The organism is Gemmatimonadota bacterium, assembly GCA_009838645.1.
GTDB lineage: Bacteria > JAAXHH01 > JAAXHH01 > JAAXHH01 > JAAXHH01 > JAAXHH01.
Genome location: VXRC01000039.1, coordinates 68,996 through 84,675 on the forward strand (window position 1 = coordinate 68,996; position 15,680 = coordinate 84,675).

The 15,680-nt window shown below is 61.5% G+C and carries 11 protein-coding genes; 7 read left to right on the forward strand and 4 right to left on the reverse strand.

Translation table 11 applies throughout. From position 1 onward, the window contains the following. Window positions 1-53: 53 nt before the first annotated feature. Window positions 54-1,208 carry a hypothetical protein gene (locus F4Y38_11430; protein MXY49889.1) on the reverse strand — a complete coding sequence of 385 codons (1,155 nt, stop codon included), beginning with the start codon at window positions 1,206-1,208 and terminating at the stop codon, window positions 54-56. Then, window positions 1,208-3,493, reverse strand: coding sequence for a hypothetical protein (locus tag F4Y38_11435; GenBank protein MXY49890.1), 2,286 nt, complete (start codon window positions 3,491-3,493; stop codon window positions 1,208-1,210). Before F4Y38_11435 ends, F4Y38_11430 begins: the two co-directional genes overlap by 1 nt. Window positions 3,494-3,771: 278 nt before the next feature. Between F4Y38_11435 and F4Y38_11440 the strand changes: the two genes are divergently transcribed. The 6 genes from F4Y38_11440 (at window position 3,772) to F4Y38_11465 (ending at window position 9,744) form a co-directional block, all read left to right on the forward strand. Next, window positions 3,772-4,143, forward strand: a complete 372-nt coding sequence (locus tag F4Y38_11440) for a c-type cytochrome (protein MXY49891.1) — start codon at window positions 3,772-3,774, stop codon at window positions 4,141-4,143. A 48-nt stretch (window positions 4,144-4,191) separates the two neighbouring features. Beyond that, window positions 4,192-4,899, forward strand: coding sequence for a DUF4412 domain-containing protein (locus F4Y38_11445; GenBank protein MXY49892.1), 708 nt, complete (start codon window positions 4,192-4,194; stop codon window positions 4,897-4,899). 94 nt (window positions 4,900-4,993) lie between these two features. Further along, window positions 4,994-6,133: a galactonate dehydratase gene (gene dgoD / locus F4Y38_11450; protein ID MXY49893.1), complete on the forward strand. Its 1,140-nt coding sequence runs from the start codon at window positions 4,994-4,996 to the stop codon at window positions 6,131-6,133. Between the two features lie 22 nt (window positions 6,134-6,155). Further along, window positions 6,156-7,916, forward strand: a complete 1,761-nt coding sequence (locus F4Y38_11455; GenBank protein MXY49894.1) for an amidohydrolase — start codon at window positions 6,156-6,158, stop codon at window positions 7,914-7,916. Further along, window positions 7,906-8,697 (forward strand): 4'-phosphopantetheinyl transferase superfamily protein, encoded by a 792-nt coding sequence (locus F4Y38_11460; protein ID MXY49895.1) that lies wholly within the window; start codon window positions 7,906-7,908, stop codon window positions 8,695-8,697. Before F4Y38_11455 ends, F4Y38_11460 begins: the two co-directional genes overlap by 11 nt. A 189-nt stretch (window positions 8,698-8,886) precedes the next feature. Continuing rightward, window positions 8,887-9,744 (forward strand): RraA family protein, encoded by an 858-nt coding sequence (locus tag F4Y38_11465; protein MXY49896.1) that lies wholly within the window; start codon window positions 8,887-8,889, stop codon window positions 9,742-9,744. A gap of 53 nt (window positions 9,745-9,797) precedes the next feature. Here the strand turns inward: F4Y38_11465 and F4Y38_11470 are convergent, their stop codons facing one another. Next, the gene (locus F4Y38_11470) at window positions 9,798-12,878 is read right to left on the reverse strand and encodes a type I restriction endonuclease subunit R (GenBank protein MXY49897.1); all 3,081 of its coding nucleotides are present in this window, start codon (window positions 12,876-12,878) and stop codon (window positions 9,798-9,800) included. Between the two features lie 359 nt (window positions 12,879-13,237). Here F4Y38_11470 and F4Y38_11475 point away from each other — a divergent pair, with 359 nt between their 5' ends. Then, window positions 13,238-14,965 carry an AAA family ATPase gene (locus F4Y38_11475; protein MXY49898.1) on the forward strand — a complete coding sequence of 576 codons (1,728 nt, stop codon included), beginning with the start codon at window positions 13,238-13,240 and terminating at the stop codon, window positions 14,963-14,965. 108 nt (window positions 14,966-15,073) lie between these two features. Here F4Y38_11475 and F4Y38_11480 read toward each other — a convergent pair. After that, window positions 15,074-15,680 (reverse strand): restriction endonuclease subunit S (locus F4Y38_11480; GenBank protein MXY49899.1); only part of this gene is annotated, 607 nt, incomplete at its 5' end.

The following is a 15,680-nucleotide window of genomic DNA, read 5'->3' on the forward strand; positions in this document are numbered from 1 at the left end:
CGCTCCATATGTTAACGGCTTCGGGACATGCGTCAAGGACAAGAAGGAAAGCATCACGGCGACGGCTCTTTCGGCGTCTGAAGTTCCCTGAGCTGGCGGCTCACCCGGGCCAGTTCGATGAGCATTTCCTCCATGCGCGCCGCGTATTCCCCGGGGTCTTCCTGTTCCTTCCGGGCCCTGAGCTCGTCAATACTCCAGCGCAGATCCTCCATGCGCGCCTGCAGCGCCTGTCCTCCGGGCGTAACGGTCCCGGCGGTAGCTTCCGGTCCGCCTGGGCCGCGTCCAAAGTATATCCTGCCGGCCAGCATCCCGTCCGTACCTCCGGGTCCCGGTTCCCGGGTACCCCGACCATCGCCGTTGTCGTCCAGCAGGGCATGCTCTGTGGCCAGCAACCCCTGGCCTTCGTACCACTCCGCGGTCTTGTTCCTCGCGTAGACAAAGGACTCCAGCACGGAGACCCGCCCGTCCTTGTCCAGGTCGCCCGCCTGCGCTTTCAAAGCGTCGAGCAGGTGTTCCGGGAAGACCGTCGACAGCCGTTCGGCGCCGCTCTTCGTCGCCGTTACGATCACGCGGCCGGGGCCGCTGAGCGCGTCGATGAAAGGGGCGCTGGAACTCGCACCGTTCACCACGACCGTGTACCGGGCCTCGATCTCGCCGAGCGCGTCGCGGAGCGTGTCCGCCGTCAGGTCGGGGCCGGGTATGTTCAGCCTGGGGCCCGTGCCCGTGGCGCTGCCATGGCCGATCAGCAGGACGAACAGATCGTCGCCGGGACGCACCCTGCGCGCCAACTCGGCCAGGGCGGCCCGGATCTCTTCGAGCGTGGACTTCACGGCCGGGAGTCCGCCCGCGGCTTCCGGGTCCTCGACCAGCAGGAACAACCGGTCTTCCGGGTAACCATGTTCGGCCTTCAAGACATCGTAGAAGCCGCGCGCCCAGGCCAGATGCTGTTCCACGTACTTCTTCTCGCCGCCGAGACCCGCGATGACCAATCCGTATCGCACGCCCGACGACGGTCCCGCGGACTGCATTTTCTGTGGAGCGGCCGCTGGGCGCGGCGGAGCGGCCGCATTTGGCGCTGGACTGGACGAATACCGCGCCGGCTCAGCCGCATAAGCCGGCAACGGACCCGCGGACAAAAGGCAAGCGGACAAAAGGCAAGCGGACAGCAGGCAATCGGTCGTGCCCGTAGCCAGCCGGACCATGCCCATCACGACAGTCCTTTCTGGCGTCTCAGGAACCACTCGGCGCTCAGGAAGAGCAGAATGGCCGCGAACAGGAAGGGGGCGTCCCGCAGGTCTCTCTCGCGGATCGAAGTCTCCGTATCCTCGACGGGCGCGATCAATTTCGTGAGCTGTCCCGCATCAGACAGGGGCAGGTACGTGCCGCCCGTGGACGCCGCGAGCCTTTCGAGTTCTTCCCGGCGAAGCCCCGCGTTCGTGAATTCGGTGGCCGATGGCGCCACGGTAAACCCGGTCTGGTCGCGCAGCAACTCGCCATCCCCGGACCGGACCGACACCTCCACCTTGTGCATTCCGCCCAGTGAGGGCCGGAACTCGCCCAGGTACATTCCGCTCCTTCCCAGGGCCCGCTCGAGCCGCACGGCCTCCGTACGTCCGGCGGGACCCGTTACGTCGGCCCACACTTCGGCGCCGTCCACCGGTTCGAATTCCGGGTCGAACAGGCGGCTTTCGATGACCACCGGCTCGTGTCCGCCGTAGTTCGTCCGGTCCGTCGCGACCGATACCCGCCCGGGGGCGTACAGGGAGATCCAGCGGACCATCTGGCGCCAGAACCGTTCGTGCGACTGGTCTTCCGCCGGAAGATGCATCTGCCAGCGCCACGTGCTGAAACCGGTAAAGGCCATGGATCGCCCTCTTCCGTAACGCTGAACCGCCAGGATCACGTTCGACCCCTCCAGCGCGTCCGCCTTCGGGTCGATCGCCAGCACGGCGGCGCCGGGTTTCGCGCCGCCGATCCGGTTGTAACCGATCAGTTCCGGCAACTCGCTCCAGATCGTATTGTTTTCCTCCCGGGTAGACCCGAAACGGAGCAGCGGATGGTCGATCCCTTCCGCGGCCGGTTCGAGGAGAAAGGCGTGGTCGACGATGCCCATGGCCCAGTCTTCGCCGGTGAGCCGAACAGGCAGCACATCCTCGATCGGCGTCCCCGCGTACCCGCCTTCCCGGAAGGCACTCAGTCCGCCCATCATCAGGAAGCCGCCGCCGCGGTCACTCACGAAGGCCTCGGTGAACCGCAGCTGCTCGGGCGTGAACCAGTCCGCCTCGATATCCCCGAAGACGACGGCGTCATAGGCAAACAGTTCCTCGCGGCTCCGGGGGTACCCCGCCGTCAGCTCCTGCTTCGGATCCCGGATGCCCTGGCGGTAGATCCTCCCGTCCGGTGAGATCCGGACTATCGAGACCAGATCGATCCTGGGGTCTTCCTCCAGGGCTCTTCGTATGAACTTGAACTCCCTCCGGGGATAGCCCTCCACGTAGAGGACCCGTCCGGTTTTCGACCGGTTGTCCAGCAGGAAGGCCTGGGCGTTGTTCTCCGCGATCGTCTCCGCGTTCTGCGGGGCGACTTCGGCCGAGTATTCGAGAATGCCCGGCGATTCCGGCGAGAGAAACACCTGGACCCGCTGGATATCGCCGTCCCCGCCCAGACGCACGGGCACCGACTCGACCACGCGGCCGCCCTCCCTGATGTTCAGGTCGACGGACCGGCCCGAATACCCCGAACTGCGAAGGGTGACGACAAGGTCGGTTATGGTACCTTCCGTGACCCTGTCCGAGGCGGCTACCTTGAGAATCTCCACGTCCCGGTCGATCCGTTCCCGGCCGACGCCCACGGCATGGACCGGCGTGTCCTGCGATACGAGGTACGCGGCCGCGTTGGCCAGCTTGTCCGTACCCGTGCCCGTGTTGTCCGCGCCGTCGGTCACCAGCACCACGGCGGCCACGGGCAGGTCCCTGAACTCGCCGGCGGCCTGTGCGAGCGCTCCCGCCATGTCCGTCGCAGTCCCGGAGGCGTCCAGTTCCCCGGTACCCGGGACCCGTTCGGTCCGGTCCGCGAACCGGTAGGACCTCAGCCTGAACTGTGCGGCGAGTTCCTCGAGCAGCCCATCATCCCCGAACCGTCGCTTCACCGCTTCCACGCGCGAAAGGCCCTGCATTGCGTCCTGAATGCCCATGCTCCCGGAATCGTCGAACAGCATCAGGAGGAAACCCCGGCGGGGCGAGACCTCGGACGACACGATGACGGGTTCCATGAGACAGAACACGACCATCAGCAGAGGTAGGATCTTCAGCGAGGTGAGCAGCGATTTCATCGGCGTGGAAGTCGCCACGGGCATGCGGCGGTAGAAAAGGACGACGAACCCGGCCACGGACAGGGCGAAAAGGACGATGACCCAGAAAGGGATCGTGGTTTTGAACGACAGGTGCTCGGACGCACCGATCAGGCCGAGCGCGTATAGGACCGAATCGATCACGGTATATACCGGGTGGGGTTACCATAGAACGGGAAGCGACGGTCCGGTCGGGCCGGCCGCCAGGGAGCGCCGACGGCACCGTATAGACACCGGTATTGAAAAGGTAAACGGGCGGAACTGTCAATACAAATAAGGCGGTCGGGCGGGACGGGAAGACCGGCCTTAAAGCCCTTGACAGCGCAGGAGAGCGTACCTAATTTGCCCGAACCGCCCGTGGCGCGGGGAAGGCCCGGCAACGCGCAACAGAGTCCGCAACGCCCACGACGAAAGGAGTCGCGATGAAACGGATCATACCGGTGATAGCCGCCTGCTTCGTGATGACGGTCCTGGTCGACGCAACCGTGGACGCCCAGCGCACCCCCCAGAACGTCCAGGTTCTGACGGATCTCTCCACCCGGGATATACGCGAATACATGAAGTCGGTCAGCAGCGGCATCGGGGAGAAGTGCGACTACTGCCACAATCTGAAAGACTACGCCAGCGACGAAAAGGAAACGAAGCTCATCGGCCGCGAGTTCATCAGGCTCGTGGAGCAGGTCAACGAGCAGGTGACGGCCATCAACAGCAACGTCATGAAAAAGGAAGACCTGCAACTGGTAACCTGCTACACCTGCCACGCCGGTGAACTCACCATCATTTCCGAAGAGTAGGCATCCTTCGCTTTTCGCAAACCTCGAATCAGACGGGGTCATAGAGACGTGACAAAATACGCGGCGATCCCATTGCTGCTGGGCCTCGTCCTGGCGCCCTTTCCATCGGCATCGGCCCAACCGCAGGAAGGCGCCTTCGAAGGCAGCCTCGACTTCAGCGTGGCGTTCAGCGGAGGCAACCTGCAGGAACGGGCCCAGGTCACCATGCTGGTGCCCGAGTCCTACACCCTCTACATCAAGGGCGGCCAGACCAAGATCCTCATGCGGGGCGGCATGATCGGCCTGACGATGGGCGAAGTCATCATCGACGGATCGTCGGGCCGCGGATTCGTCATCAGCCACATGAACAGCAAGGCCTACGAGATCGTCGCGGACCCGAACCTGAAAGAACGGGCCGCGCCGGTCATCGTCGACGAGAACGAAACGACCGTCATCGCCGGCTACGAATGCAAGAAGTACAGAATCACCCGGGTTAATCCTTCCGGCGGGATGACCCAGTACATGTGGGTCACCGACGCGATAAAGCTGGACCTGGCCGCTTCCCTCGGAAACGCGTTGAAGGACAGCATGCCCTTCTGGACCGAAGGCCTGACCGGCTTCCCGCTGCAGATCACCACGTCCTTCCCCGGGACCGCCATGTCCATGACCCTGACCGCGACCGACGTGAAACCCCACACCGTCGATCCGTCCATATTCGTCGTCCCGGCCGGTTACGCCATCGAGGCCATCAATCCGGGGCAGCTTTTCGGCAGATGACGCAGCCCCGCCCGCTTTTCAGCAGATGACGCGGACCGCCCGGCCTGGTTCCACGGTAAACGCGTGAACGGGCCGCCCGGCGCCGGGAGTCGTCATGAAAATCGCATCCGTCGAACAGTTCTTCCCACGCCACCGGACCCGGCTCGTCAGGATCACCACGGACACGGGCCTTGACGGTTGGGGAGAGTCCACCCTCGAAGGGAAGCCCGAAAGCGTGGAAGGCGCGGTGCGGGAGCTTGCCGTCTATCTCGTCGGCAAGGACCCCCTGCGCATCGAGCATCACTGGCAGCACATGTACCGCTCGGCCTTCTTCCGGGGCGGCGCCATCCTCATGACCGCCCTGTCCGCCCTGGACCAGGCGCTATGGGACATCGCCGGCAAGCACTACGGCGTTCCCGTCTACAAGCTGCTCGGCGGCGCCGTGCGCGACCGCATCCGCGTCTACGCCCACTGGGGCATCGGCAACCTGTCCGAGGAAACCCAGGCCGCTGCCCGGAAACGGCTGGACATGTTGCTGGAAAGCGGGTACACGGCCTTCAAGTCCGGCCCCGGCGGCAAGTGGCGCGGTCATGAGCCGCCGGCCGTCATCGACGAGTTCGTCGAATGCGCCTTTCTCATGCGGGAATGGGTGGGACCGGACGTGGAACTCGCCTTCGATTTCCACGGGAAGATGACCCCCGCCCTGGCCATCGAGATCTGCCACGAGATCAAGGACATGCGGCCCATGTTCGTGGAGGAGCCGGTGCCGCAGGAGAACGTGGACGCCCTCAAGCTCGTCTCGGACCACGTCACCTTCCCCATCGCCACGGGCGAGCGGCTGCTGAGCCGCTGGGAGTTCCGCCAGGTCTTCGAGAAACAGGCCGCGGCCTACATCCAGCCGGACGGTTCCCACGCCGGCGGCATCACCGAACTGAAGAAGATCGCCAACATGGCCGAGGTCTACTACATCCACGTGCTGCCCCACTGCGCCATCGGGCCCGTGGCCTTCACGTCCTGCATGCACGTGGACGCCGTGATCCCGAACTTCCTCGCCCAGGAACAGGTGGACTGGGCGCTCGGCGGAGACATCCTGAAGGAGCACTGGAAGGTCGTCGACGGCCATATCGAATTGCCCGAAAAACCCGGACTGGGCATCGAGATCGACGAGCAGGCGATCAGCGAACGGACGCCGTACCGGGAGGAACTGGGCGGCGAGCATTTCTACGACACGGACGGCAGCGTGGCGGACTGGTAACCCGAAGAGACGGGGAGATTCCATGTTTAGATACGTAATCGCAGCTTCGTTCATCCTGCCCGTGCTGGCCCTGCTGTCCGGCTGCTCGCCATCTCCGGCACCGGCCTCTCTGGTCGTCCGGGACGCCCGCGTCTGGACCGGGCAGTCCGGGCAGTCCGGGCGGTCCGGGCAGTCCACGCAGTCCACGCAGTCCGGGCAGTCCGGCCAACCTGAACAGTCCCGCCAGCCCGGGCGGTCCGGGCAGTCCCACCAACCCTGGGCAGAGGCGCTCGCCGTATCGGGTGACCGCATCCTGGCGGTGGGTTCGAACGATGAGATGGACGCCCTGACCCGCGACGGGACGCGGGTCATCGAGGGCGGCGGACGGCTAGTGACGCCCGGGTTCATCGACACCCACGTGCACTTCATATCGGGCGGGTTCAACCTCTCGTCCGTCCAGTTGCGGGACGCGCCGACCCCGCAGGTGTTCGTTGACCGCATCGCCGAATTCGCCCGGGGCCTGGAGCCGGGCGTCTGGATCCTCGGAGGCGACTGGGACCACGAGCAGTGGGGCGGAGAGCTTCCCCGGCGGGACTGGATCGATTCGGTGACGACGGACAACCCGGTCTGGGTCAACCGGCTCGACGGGCACATGGCCCTGGCGAACACGGCCGCGCTGACCGCCGCCGGTGTGACGAAGGATACGGAGGAGGTCGACGGCGGAACCATCGAGCGGTATGAAGACGGCGAACCCGCGGGCATCCTGAAGGACAACGCCATGTACCTCGTCGACCGGGTCATTCCCGACGCGCCCGACGCCTTGAAGGACCGCGCCCTGGATTCGGCGATGGACTACGTGGCAGCCCAGGGGGTCACGTCGGTCCACGACATGGGCTCATGGAGCAACGTGGCGGTCTTCGAACGGGCCCGGTCCGAGGGCCGGATGAAGACGCGGATTTACGCCGCCATACCGCTTTGGGACTGGCAGACGCTCGAAGCACGGGTCGACTCGGCCGGCCGGGGTGACGAATGGGTCCGCCTCGGCGGCCTGAAGGGCTTCGTGGACGGTTCCCTGGGATCGCACACGGCCGCCTTCATGGATCCATTCACCGACGCGCCGGACGACCGGGGGCTGTTCATCAGCACCAGAGAAGACCTGTACGCGTGGACCTCCGGGGCCGACCGGGCCGGCCTGCACGTGATGGTCCACGCCATCGGCGACCGGGCCATCAGGGTTCAGCTGGACATCTTCGAGCGCGTCGTGGCCGAGAACGGTTCCCGGGACCGCCGCTTCCGGATCGAGCACGCCCAGCACATCGACCCGGGCGACATCGCGCGGTTCGCCGCCCAGGACGTGATCCCCAGCATGCAGCCCTACCACGCCATCGACGACGGCCGGTGGGCAACAAAGGTCATCGGTCCGGAGCGGATCAAGACGACCTACGCCTTCCGGTCACTCCTGGACTCCGGGGCGCGGCTCGCCCTGGGCAGCGACTGGTCCGTGGCCCCCGCAACGCCGATCGAAGGGATCTACGCCGCGGTCACGCGCCGCACGCTGGACGATCTGAACCCCGATGGATGGGTGCCCGAGCAGAAGATCACCGTGGAAGAAGCCCTGCGCGGATACACGCTGGACGCGGCCTACGCCTCCTACGAGGAGGACATCAAGGGATCGCTGGAACCCGGCAAGCTCGCGGATTTCGTGATCCTGGACCGCGACCTGACCGCTATCCCGCCGGAGGAAATCAGGGACGCGAAAGTTGACCTGACGGTCGTAGGCGGAAAAATCGTCTATGAACGGTGACGGCACCGGGTACACCAGGACGTGGCAGGCGGCGCCCGCCGAACCGATCGGGGAGCGGCAGCCCGCGGAAGGCGAGATGCACGTCTGGCGGGCTTCTCTCGATCTGCCGCGGGACCGGGTCGGGGAGTTGGAGCGTTTCCTGGCGGCCGACGAACTCGAACGGGCGAAGCGGTTCCTCGTGCGCAGCGCGCGGGATCGGTACACGGTCGCACGGGCCGTCCTTCGAAATCTCCTCTCCCGTTACGTATCCGCCGCGCCTGCCGACCTGCGCTTCCACTATACCGAATACGGCAAGCCGGAACTCGCCCACCCGGCGACTTCTATCCGGTTCAACGTGTCCCATTCCCACGGCCTGGCCGTATACGCGGTCACGGCGGGCGTGCCGGTGGGGATCGACGTGGAGTACCTGCATCGCCGCGCGACTATGGACCGGCTGAAGATCGCCCACCGCGTTTTTTCCGACCGGGAATACAACGAACTGGCCTCCATGCCCCGTTACCGGCGCGACGAGGCCTTCCTGGCCTGCTGGACGCGGAAAGAGGCCTTCGTCAAGGCCATCGGCCAGGGCCTGTCCTGCCCCCTTGACCAGTTCGACGTCTCCGTCGACCCAAACGATCCGCCCGAATTGCGGGCCACGCAATGGGACCCTTTGGAGACGGACCGCTGGTCCATGGCGTCCGTCGACCCCGGACCAGACTATATCGGGGCGCTGGCCGTGCCGGCCCGGAACCTGAAGATCACCCGATGGCAGTGGAACCACGACCAGATCGAAGGAAACTGACGGAACCTGCGAAGGCCCTACGGAACCTTCGAAGTCCCGATCGAACCTGCGACGCCCGGCTGGGAGATGCGACGTCCCGGCTGGGCTGACCGGGACATGCCCGCGGGGAGCACTCGTGTTCGACCGAAGCCGCCCGCTGAAACTGACGCCCGAGGAGCACCCATGTCCGACAAATTCTGCCCGCTGAACCTGGCCCCGGAGGAACTCATCGAGTACACGCCGGACTGGGACGGCGAACGCTTCCCGGACGGACGGCCCAAAGTGCCGGACGGGATCATCGAGCGGATGAGGAACGTGTCCATCACCCAGGCCTGGGGCGTGATGCGCGGCGCGGGCTACGAACACCAGTACGAGGGCGGATGGATGCAGACCCATCCCGGCAAGACGCTCGTGGGCCGGGCCCTTACGGCCATGTACATGCCCCGGCGGCCGGCCATGCGCACGTTGATGGAAGCGAAAGGCGCCGCCGCCGGCTGCATCGGCGACCAGATCTCCTGGCCCATCGACATGCTCGTATCCGGCGATATCTACGTGGCGGACACCTACGGCAAGGTGGACGAGGGGCCAATCATCGGCGACAACCTGGCCACGGCCATCTACGCCAATTCAGGCAACGGCGTGGTCTTCGACGGGTCGGTGCGGGACCTGGAAGGCATCGAGGAACTGGAGGACTTCGCCTGCTTCGTCCGGGGCTGGCACCCCTCCTACGCCTCGCCCACGATCATGCTCCTGGGCGTCAACACCGCGGTGCGCATCGGCCAGGCTACCGTCATGCCCGGCGACGTCGTCCTGGGCAAGCGCGAAGGCGTCGTCTTCATCCCGCCCCACCTCGCGGAGACCGTGGTGAAGACCTCCGAACTCGTCCAGCTGAGGGATATGTTCGGCAAGCAGCGGCTGCGGGAGGGGAAATACACGCCCGGCCAGATCGACGACCGGTGGACGGACGGGATGGAAGCGGATTTCTCGGAATGGCTCGAGGGCCACATGGACGAACTGCCGGTCCCGAAGGAAGCCATCCAGGACCTGCTGAAGGAACGGACATGGTGAGGGAGGTTTACTCCCAAAGTGCGCGCAAACGGGTTCGAGGTCAATTCCCATCCTCAGACCGAGTCGGCATGCGATTTCGTACCGTCCTCTCTGCCGGATATCCCGATAAAACGGTCGTAGTAGGCCGTCAGTCTGGCCAGGATGCGCTCTCTGTTTTGAGATCGTTCACCGCCAGGTGAGAATCGACCCCCTGGAGGCAGGACAGTGGAAAGGGCTGTGCCGGTCGTTGGCACGCCCCCGTCGCGAAAAGCATTGCGCATAAAACGTATCGTCGCGTCTCGATCAACTTGCTCGCTCGATATGATCTGCTCAAGTTCCTCGGTCTTTCGTTCCTCGACGAAACGCTTCCAGTCCCTATCCACTTCGGAATGGTCACCAAGCGAAGCAATGAACTGATGGATAAGGTCTTTCTTGTTCCGCAGCTCAACGCTTGAATGCACGGCTTTTTCTATATCGACCAAAATCTCTTTGTCTCTGCGATGGCCGTCGTGGAACTTTTTCACGAGTGCCAGAATGTAATCGATATTGATCTCGATCTGCTTAATCAGCTCCATCTCGAAGACCAGATCGTCGTTGACGTTCGCGCTTTCTTCGTCCCCGCCCGATCGAAAGTCATCGTACAGGTCGATATACATACTGTGGTAGTCCTGTTGATCGCGCGCTGAGAGTATCTCATTGCCCTTGAACTCATCGAAGGCCGTCAGGATATTACGGATACGTAGAATGGCCCCGTAAAGCTTGATGAAATCCCGCTGGGACTGCTCGCCAACGATGTTAGCTCCGACAGGATACTTTTCTAGTAACTCATTTACCAGGTCGGCGTACCCGCGCACCTGCCGGTCTCCGTCCTGATAGCCGCAGTAGTAGTCGCGGTAGGTCTTCAGCAGCACCAGACCGCCTGCCTCCCGGTCGCCGAAGAGCGCGATGGACTCGTTCGTGGCCTGCTCCAGGTTGCGAAAGCAGACGATGTTGCCGAATGTCTTTACACTGTTGAGAATGCGATTGGTGCGCGAAAACGCCTGGAGCAATCCGTGCAGGCGCAGATTCCTATCTACCCATAGCGTATTCACCGTCGTTGCGTCGAATCCCGTCAGGAACATGTTGACCACGAGGAGGACGTCGATTTCGCGGTTTTTTACCCGTTCGCTCACGTCCTTGTAGTAATTCTGAAACTTGTCGGACGACGTATCGTACGATGTTGCGAAAAGGATGTTGTAGTCCTCGATCGCGCCGTCGAGGAAGTGACGTGAACTCGCGTCAAGCCCGCTCGTATCGTCTGGGTTCTCATCCACCATTCCGTCCAGGTCTTCATCGTTCACGCCGAAGCTGTAGATCAACGCCACCTTCAGTTTTCTGTCACTTGGCGCATCAGATAGTTGCCGCTTGAATTCCGAGTAATACTGTCTGGCCATTTCAATAGAGGCTACGGCGAATATCGAATTGAATCCGGCGAGACGCCGATCCTTCAGCTTGTAGAAACTGTTTCGCTTGGTCTTCCGGTCGAAGTGCTTGCAGATGTAGCGCACGATATTCGCGACCCGTTCCGGAGAGGCCAGCGCCGCCTTGCGATCTATATCGGCCACCTGCTCGTCCTCGATATCCTCCGCCTCTTTGATTGTCGAGACATAGTCTACCTTAAACGGCAATACGTTCTTGTCCGCGATGGCGTCCGCGATCGTGTAGGTGTGCGCCTTCTCGCCGAATGCCTGTTCGGTGGTCTTCAGGTCGGGCCGTCCCCCGGAAGCGGCGTTGGCCGCAAAGATCGGCGTGCCGGTGAATCCGAAAAGATGATACTTCGAGAATGACTTTGTTATCGCGGCGTGCATTTCGCCGAACTGCGAGCGATGGCACTCGTCGAATATGAGGACCACATGTCTTTTAAAAACCTCGTGTTCACGGTTCCGCCTTACAAACCGGTCCAGTTTCTGAATCGTCGTGATGATGATACGGGCGTTCGGGTCTTCAAGCTGCCTTTGCAGGATCGCCGTGCTGGTGTTGCTGTTTGCGGCGCCCTTCTCGAACTTGTCGTACTCCTTCATGGTCTGGTAGTCCAGATCCTTCCGGTCCACTACGAACAGGACCTTGTCGACATGTTCCAGCCTGCTTGCCAGCTGCGCCGTCTTGAAACTCGTCAGGGTCTTGCCCGATCCAGTGGTGTGCCATATATACCCCCCAGCCTCGACCGTGCCCAGTTTCCGGTGGTTGGCGCTGATGACGATTCGATTCAGTATGCGTTCCGTCGCGACGATCTGGTAAGGTCTCATGACTAGCAACAGCCGGTCGGTGGTGAATACGCAGTACCGGGTCAGGACATTAAGCAGTGTGTGCTTTGAGAAGAAGGTCCGAGAGAAATTTACCAGGTCCCTGATAGGCTGATTGGCCGCATCGGCCCACCAACTTGTGAATTCGAAGCTGTTGCTCGATCGCTTGACGTACTTCGCCGAGCCCTGTCGGGTTTCCTTAACGTGCTGCATGCGGGTTGTGTTGCTGTAGTACTTCGTGTTCGTGCCATTCGAAATTACAAAAAGCTGGATGTATTCGTAAAGCCCCGCCTCCGCCCAGAAACTCTCGCGCTGATAGCGATTGATCTGATTGAATGCCTCACGTATCGGTACGCCGCGGCGCTTGAGTTCGACGTGGACCAGCGGCAGCCCGTTGACCAGCACAGTAACGTCGTATCGGTTAGCATGCAGCCCGCTGTCGGTTGAGTACTGCCTGATGACCTGCAGTTTGTTGTCGTGGATGTTGTTCTTGCTTAGTAGATAGATGTTTTTCTTCGATCCGTCGTCGCGGTTAAGGATCTTTACATAATCTTCCTGAATCGTAGCGGTTTTTTCTTCGATACCGTCGTTCCGGTTTGCCAATTCGCCGTCGAAGAACTGCTTCCATTCGCTGTCGCTGAAACTGTAGTCATTGAGTTCCTCCAGTTGGCTTCGGAGATTTGCAACCAGGCTGTCTTCTTGCGTAATCTGGACATACTCGTACGCCTGTAACCTGAGCTGGTCGATGAAGGCGCACTCGAGTTCCGCCTCGCTCTGGTAGCTGTCGGCGTGGTACTCCACGGGTGCGTATTCCGCCACCACGGTGCTTTGCGCCTGCTCGGCGACGACCTTATAGACAGAGGTTTCACTCATTATAAAGTTTCCGCAAGCTTCCGCGACACCGAATCCTGTGCTACCCCGCGCGACCGGCTCTCACCCGGGCCGCCTACCGCCCGAACCGGATGCGATGACATAGTTTACGTCGGTGACAGGGGAAAAAACGGAGTTTCAGTAGGCGTACAAAATACCTTTGGCCCGGCTCCGTGTCAAGGCACCAAGGCGGAATACCTTCCTGCCCGGTATTGAGGCCAGCCCAAGGGATGGGGTTCCGGACCAGCGGTCTCCGAGAACCGGTTTTACGCTTTGACTATTGCTATTTCAGGCTTTAGAATGCCGTACATCGTCCGGTGCTGGTCGGCGAAGCAATTTCGAACGCATAAGGAACATGGATCTTGTTGACCGAATTAACCATACGGAATTTCAAGCCTTTTGATGACGTCCGTATAGAACTCGCCAACCCCGTCGTGTTCATTGGCCCGAACAACTCTGGGAAGACGTCGGCCATGCAAGCGCTAGCGCTTTGGAACACCGGCCTGAAGCGATGGAACGAGCGACGTTCCGGTTCGCCCGCGCCTGAGCGCCGACCCGGGGTAACGGTCAACCGCCGTGACCTGATCGCCATGCCCGTTCCTTCAGCCAATCTGTTATGGAGGGCGCTTCGTACGCGGAACGTCCGGCAAACAACCGGCGGGCCGAGGACATCCAATATCCGCATCGATGTAATGGTCGTCGGTGTCGGGAAACAGGGTGAATGGAAGTGTGGACTTGAGTTCGATTATGCCAACGAGGAGTCGATCTACTGCCGACCCCTACGAAACGATGGCGACGCCGACTCCCGTATGGCGGTTCCCCCCGAGGCGGGCGCCGTGGAGGTCGCCTTCCTTCCTCCCATGTCTGGGCTTTCAGCCACCGAAACGCGGCTGGATCCAGGCGCGGTCGATGTGCGCGTCGGGGAGGGCCGAACCGCGGAGGTATTGCGTAATCTTTGCTTTCAAGTCTCCGAAGAGGATCCCCGACGTTGGGAGGCCATCGTATCGCGTATAGCACAGTTGTTCGGCGCCGAAATCGATCCTCCGAAATACGTCGTCGAACGGGGCGAGGTCACCATGACCTACCGGGAGGAAGGGGTACAGCTCGACCTATCCTCCAGCGGTCGGGGCATGCAGCAGACGCTGCTTCTCCTCGCGTACATGCACGCTAATCCCGGTGCGGTAGTCCTGCTAGACGAGCCCGACGCCCATCTCGAAATCCTCCGGCAACGCCAGATCTACCGAATGATCTCCGAAGAGGCGGAGGGAAATGGTTGTCAGATCATCGCGGCCAGCCATTCCGAGGTCTTGCTGAATGAAGCGGCGGGCAGGGATACGGTTGTTGCCTTCATCGGGAATCCACACCGGATCGACGACCGAGGCAGCCAGACGTTGAAGGCGCTGCGCGAAATCGGTTTTGAGCAGTACACCCAGGCTGGTCAAACCGGCTGGGTGTTGTATCTGGAAGGGTCGACGGACCTCGCGATCCTGCAGGCCTTTGCGAAACGGCTGAATCATCGTGAAGCGATGCGCGCGCTTGAGCGTCCCTTCGTACACTATATCGGAAACCAATTAGCGAAGGCGGAAAGCAATTTTCACGGACTCAGGGAAGCGCTGCCCACGCTGCGAGGCATAGCCATCCTGGACGAGATCACACGGGACCAACCCGCCGACGGGCTGGCGTGCATGGCGTGGGAGCGTCGGGAAATCGAAAATTACCTCTGCACGCAAGCGACGCTTGAAGCCTTCGCCGCTTCAAGCGATAGGACGTCAGCAGTCGGACCTCTCTTCGAATACGCCGAGGTCAAAAAACGACTGGATGCAATGCAGGCCGCCATACGGGAGGTATCCGCGGCAATGATCACCCTGGGGCGGGGATCTCCCTGGGACGCAGACGCCAAGGTGAGCGATGAATTCCTTGCCCCACTCTTCGCCGACTATTTCAAACGGCTGCAACTCCCCAATCTGATGAACAAGAGTAGTTACCACATGCTGGTGGACTTTGTTCCCGATCAGGAGATTGACCCTGGGATCAGACGCGTCCTAGACGCCATCGCGACAACGGATGCGGAATCCTGCGGTGAGTCCTGACGGCCTAGCAAAGACCGGGTGTCCGAAATCAGCCCTTACGCCACCCATCAGACCTAGCGAAGCCAGTAGTAAAACCCAGACCCTTCAGACCGGAACACAGGTATAGAATCAGGCCGGGTTAACCGACGGTTCTCCCGATTCCGGCCTAGGTTTGAATGTCAGCAGCTTGTCCCGGTAATACTCGTATTGATTCCGACGCGCGGCCAGTTCGGCAGGCAGCCCGATCGTAATACCGTTCACGAGCGTATCGAAACGATCCAGGATCGAGACGATCCGCTTCTGTTCAGTAAGGGGCGGGACGGGGATTTTGATTTTTTTAATCGCGCGAGGGTGAACCCGGTAGACTTTCGTGCCAGTAGCAAATCTCCTAAACTCGCTCAAGTATGAGTTGGACATCAGAATGTAATTGAGAAAACCCGGCGCTATCAGGTCTTTCCTGATGATTTTCAGTACAGTAGTTTCAGTCCCGGCAAGGAACTTTTGGCAGGTAGTATTCTCGATCAACACGGACTTTCCGATGTCGTCCTTCGTTTCCGAAGTCAGATTGTAAACGATGTCGCCCGTATCAAGTAATTGATCGTTTCGAAAACGTTCATTTGCCGAAACTTTAGCTATATGATCGAACTCTGAATCGAGACTGACCAACCTGTGATATAGTTTGTAAACATCTCCATAATGAAGGTACGGTATTGTATTTATTGCAGAAATCCTGTTG

Coding starts and splice junctions, on each gene's coding strand:
- F4Y38_11430 (MXY49889.1), bottom strand. CDS start 1,208: ATGGGCATGGTCCGGCTGGCTACGGGCACGACCGATTGCCTGCTGTCC.
- F4Y38_11460 (MXY49895.1), top strand. CDS start 7,906: ATGAACGGTGACGGCACCGGGTACACCAGGACGTGGCAGGCGGCGCCC.
- F4Y38_11440 (MXY49891.1), top strand. CDS start 3,772: ATGAAACGGATCATACCGGTGATAGCCGCCTGCTTCGTGATGACGGTC.
- F4Y38_11455 (MXY49894.1), top strand. CDS start 6,156: ATGTTTAGATACGTAATCGCAGCTTCGTTCATCCTGCCCGTGCTGGCC.
- F4Y38_11470 (MXY49897.1), bottom strand. CDS start 12,878: ATGAGTGAAACCTCTGTCTATAAGGTCGTCGCCGAGCAGGCGCAAAGC.
- dgoD (MXY49893.1), top strand. CDS start 4,994: ATGAAAATCGCATCCGTCGAACAGTTCTTCCCACGCCACCGGACCCGG.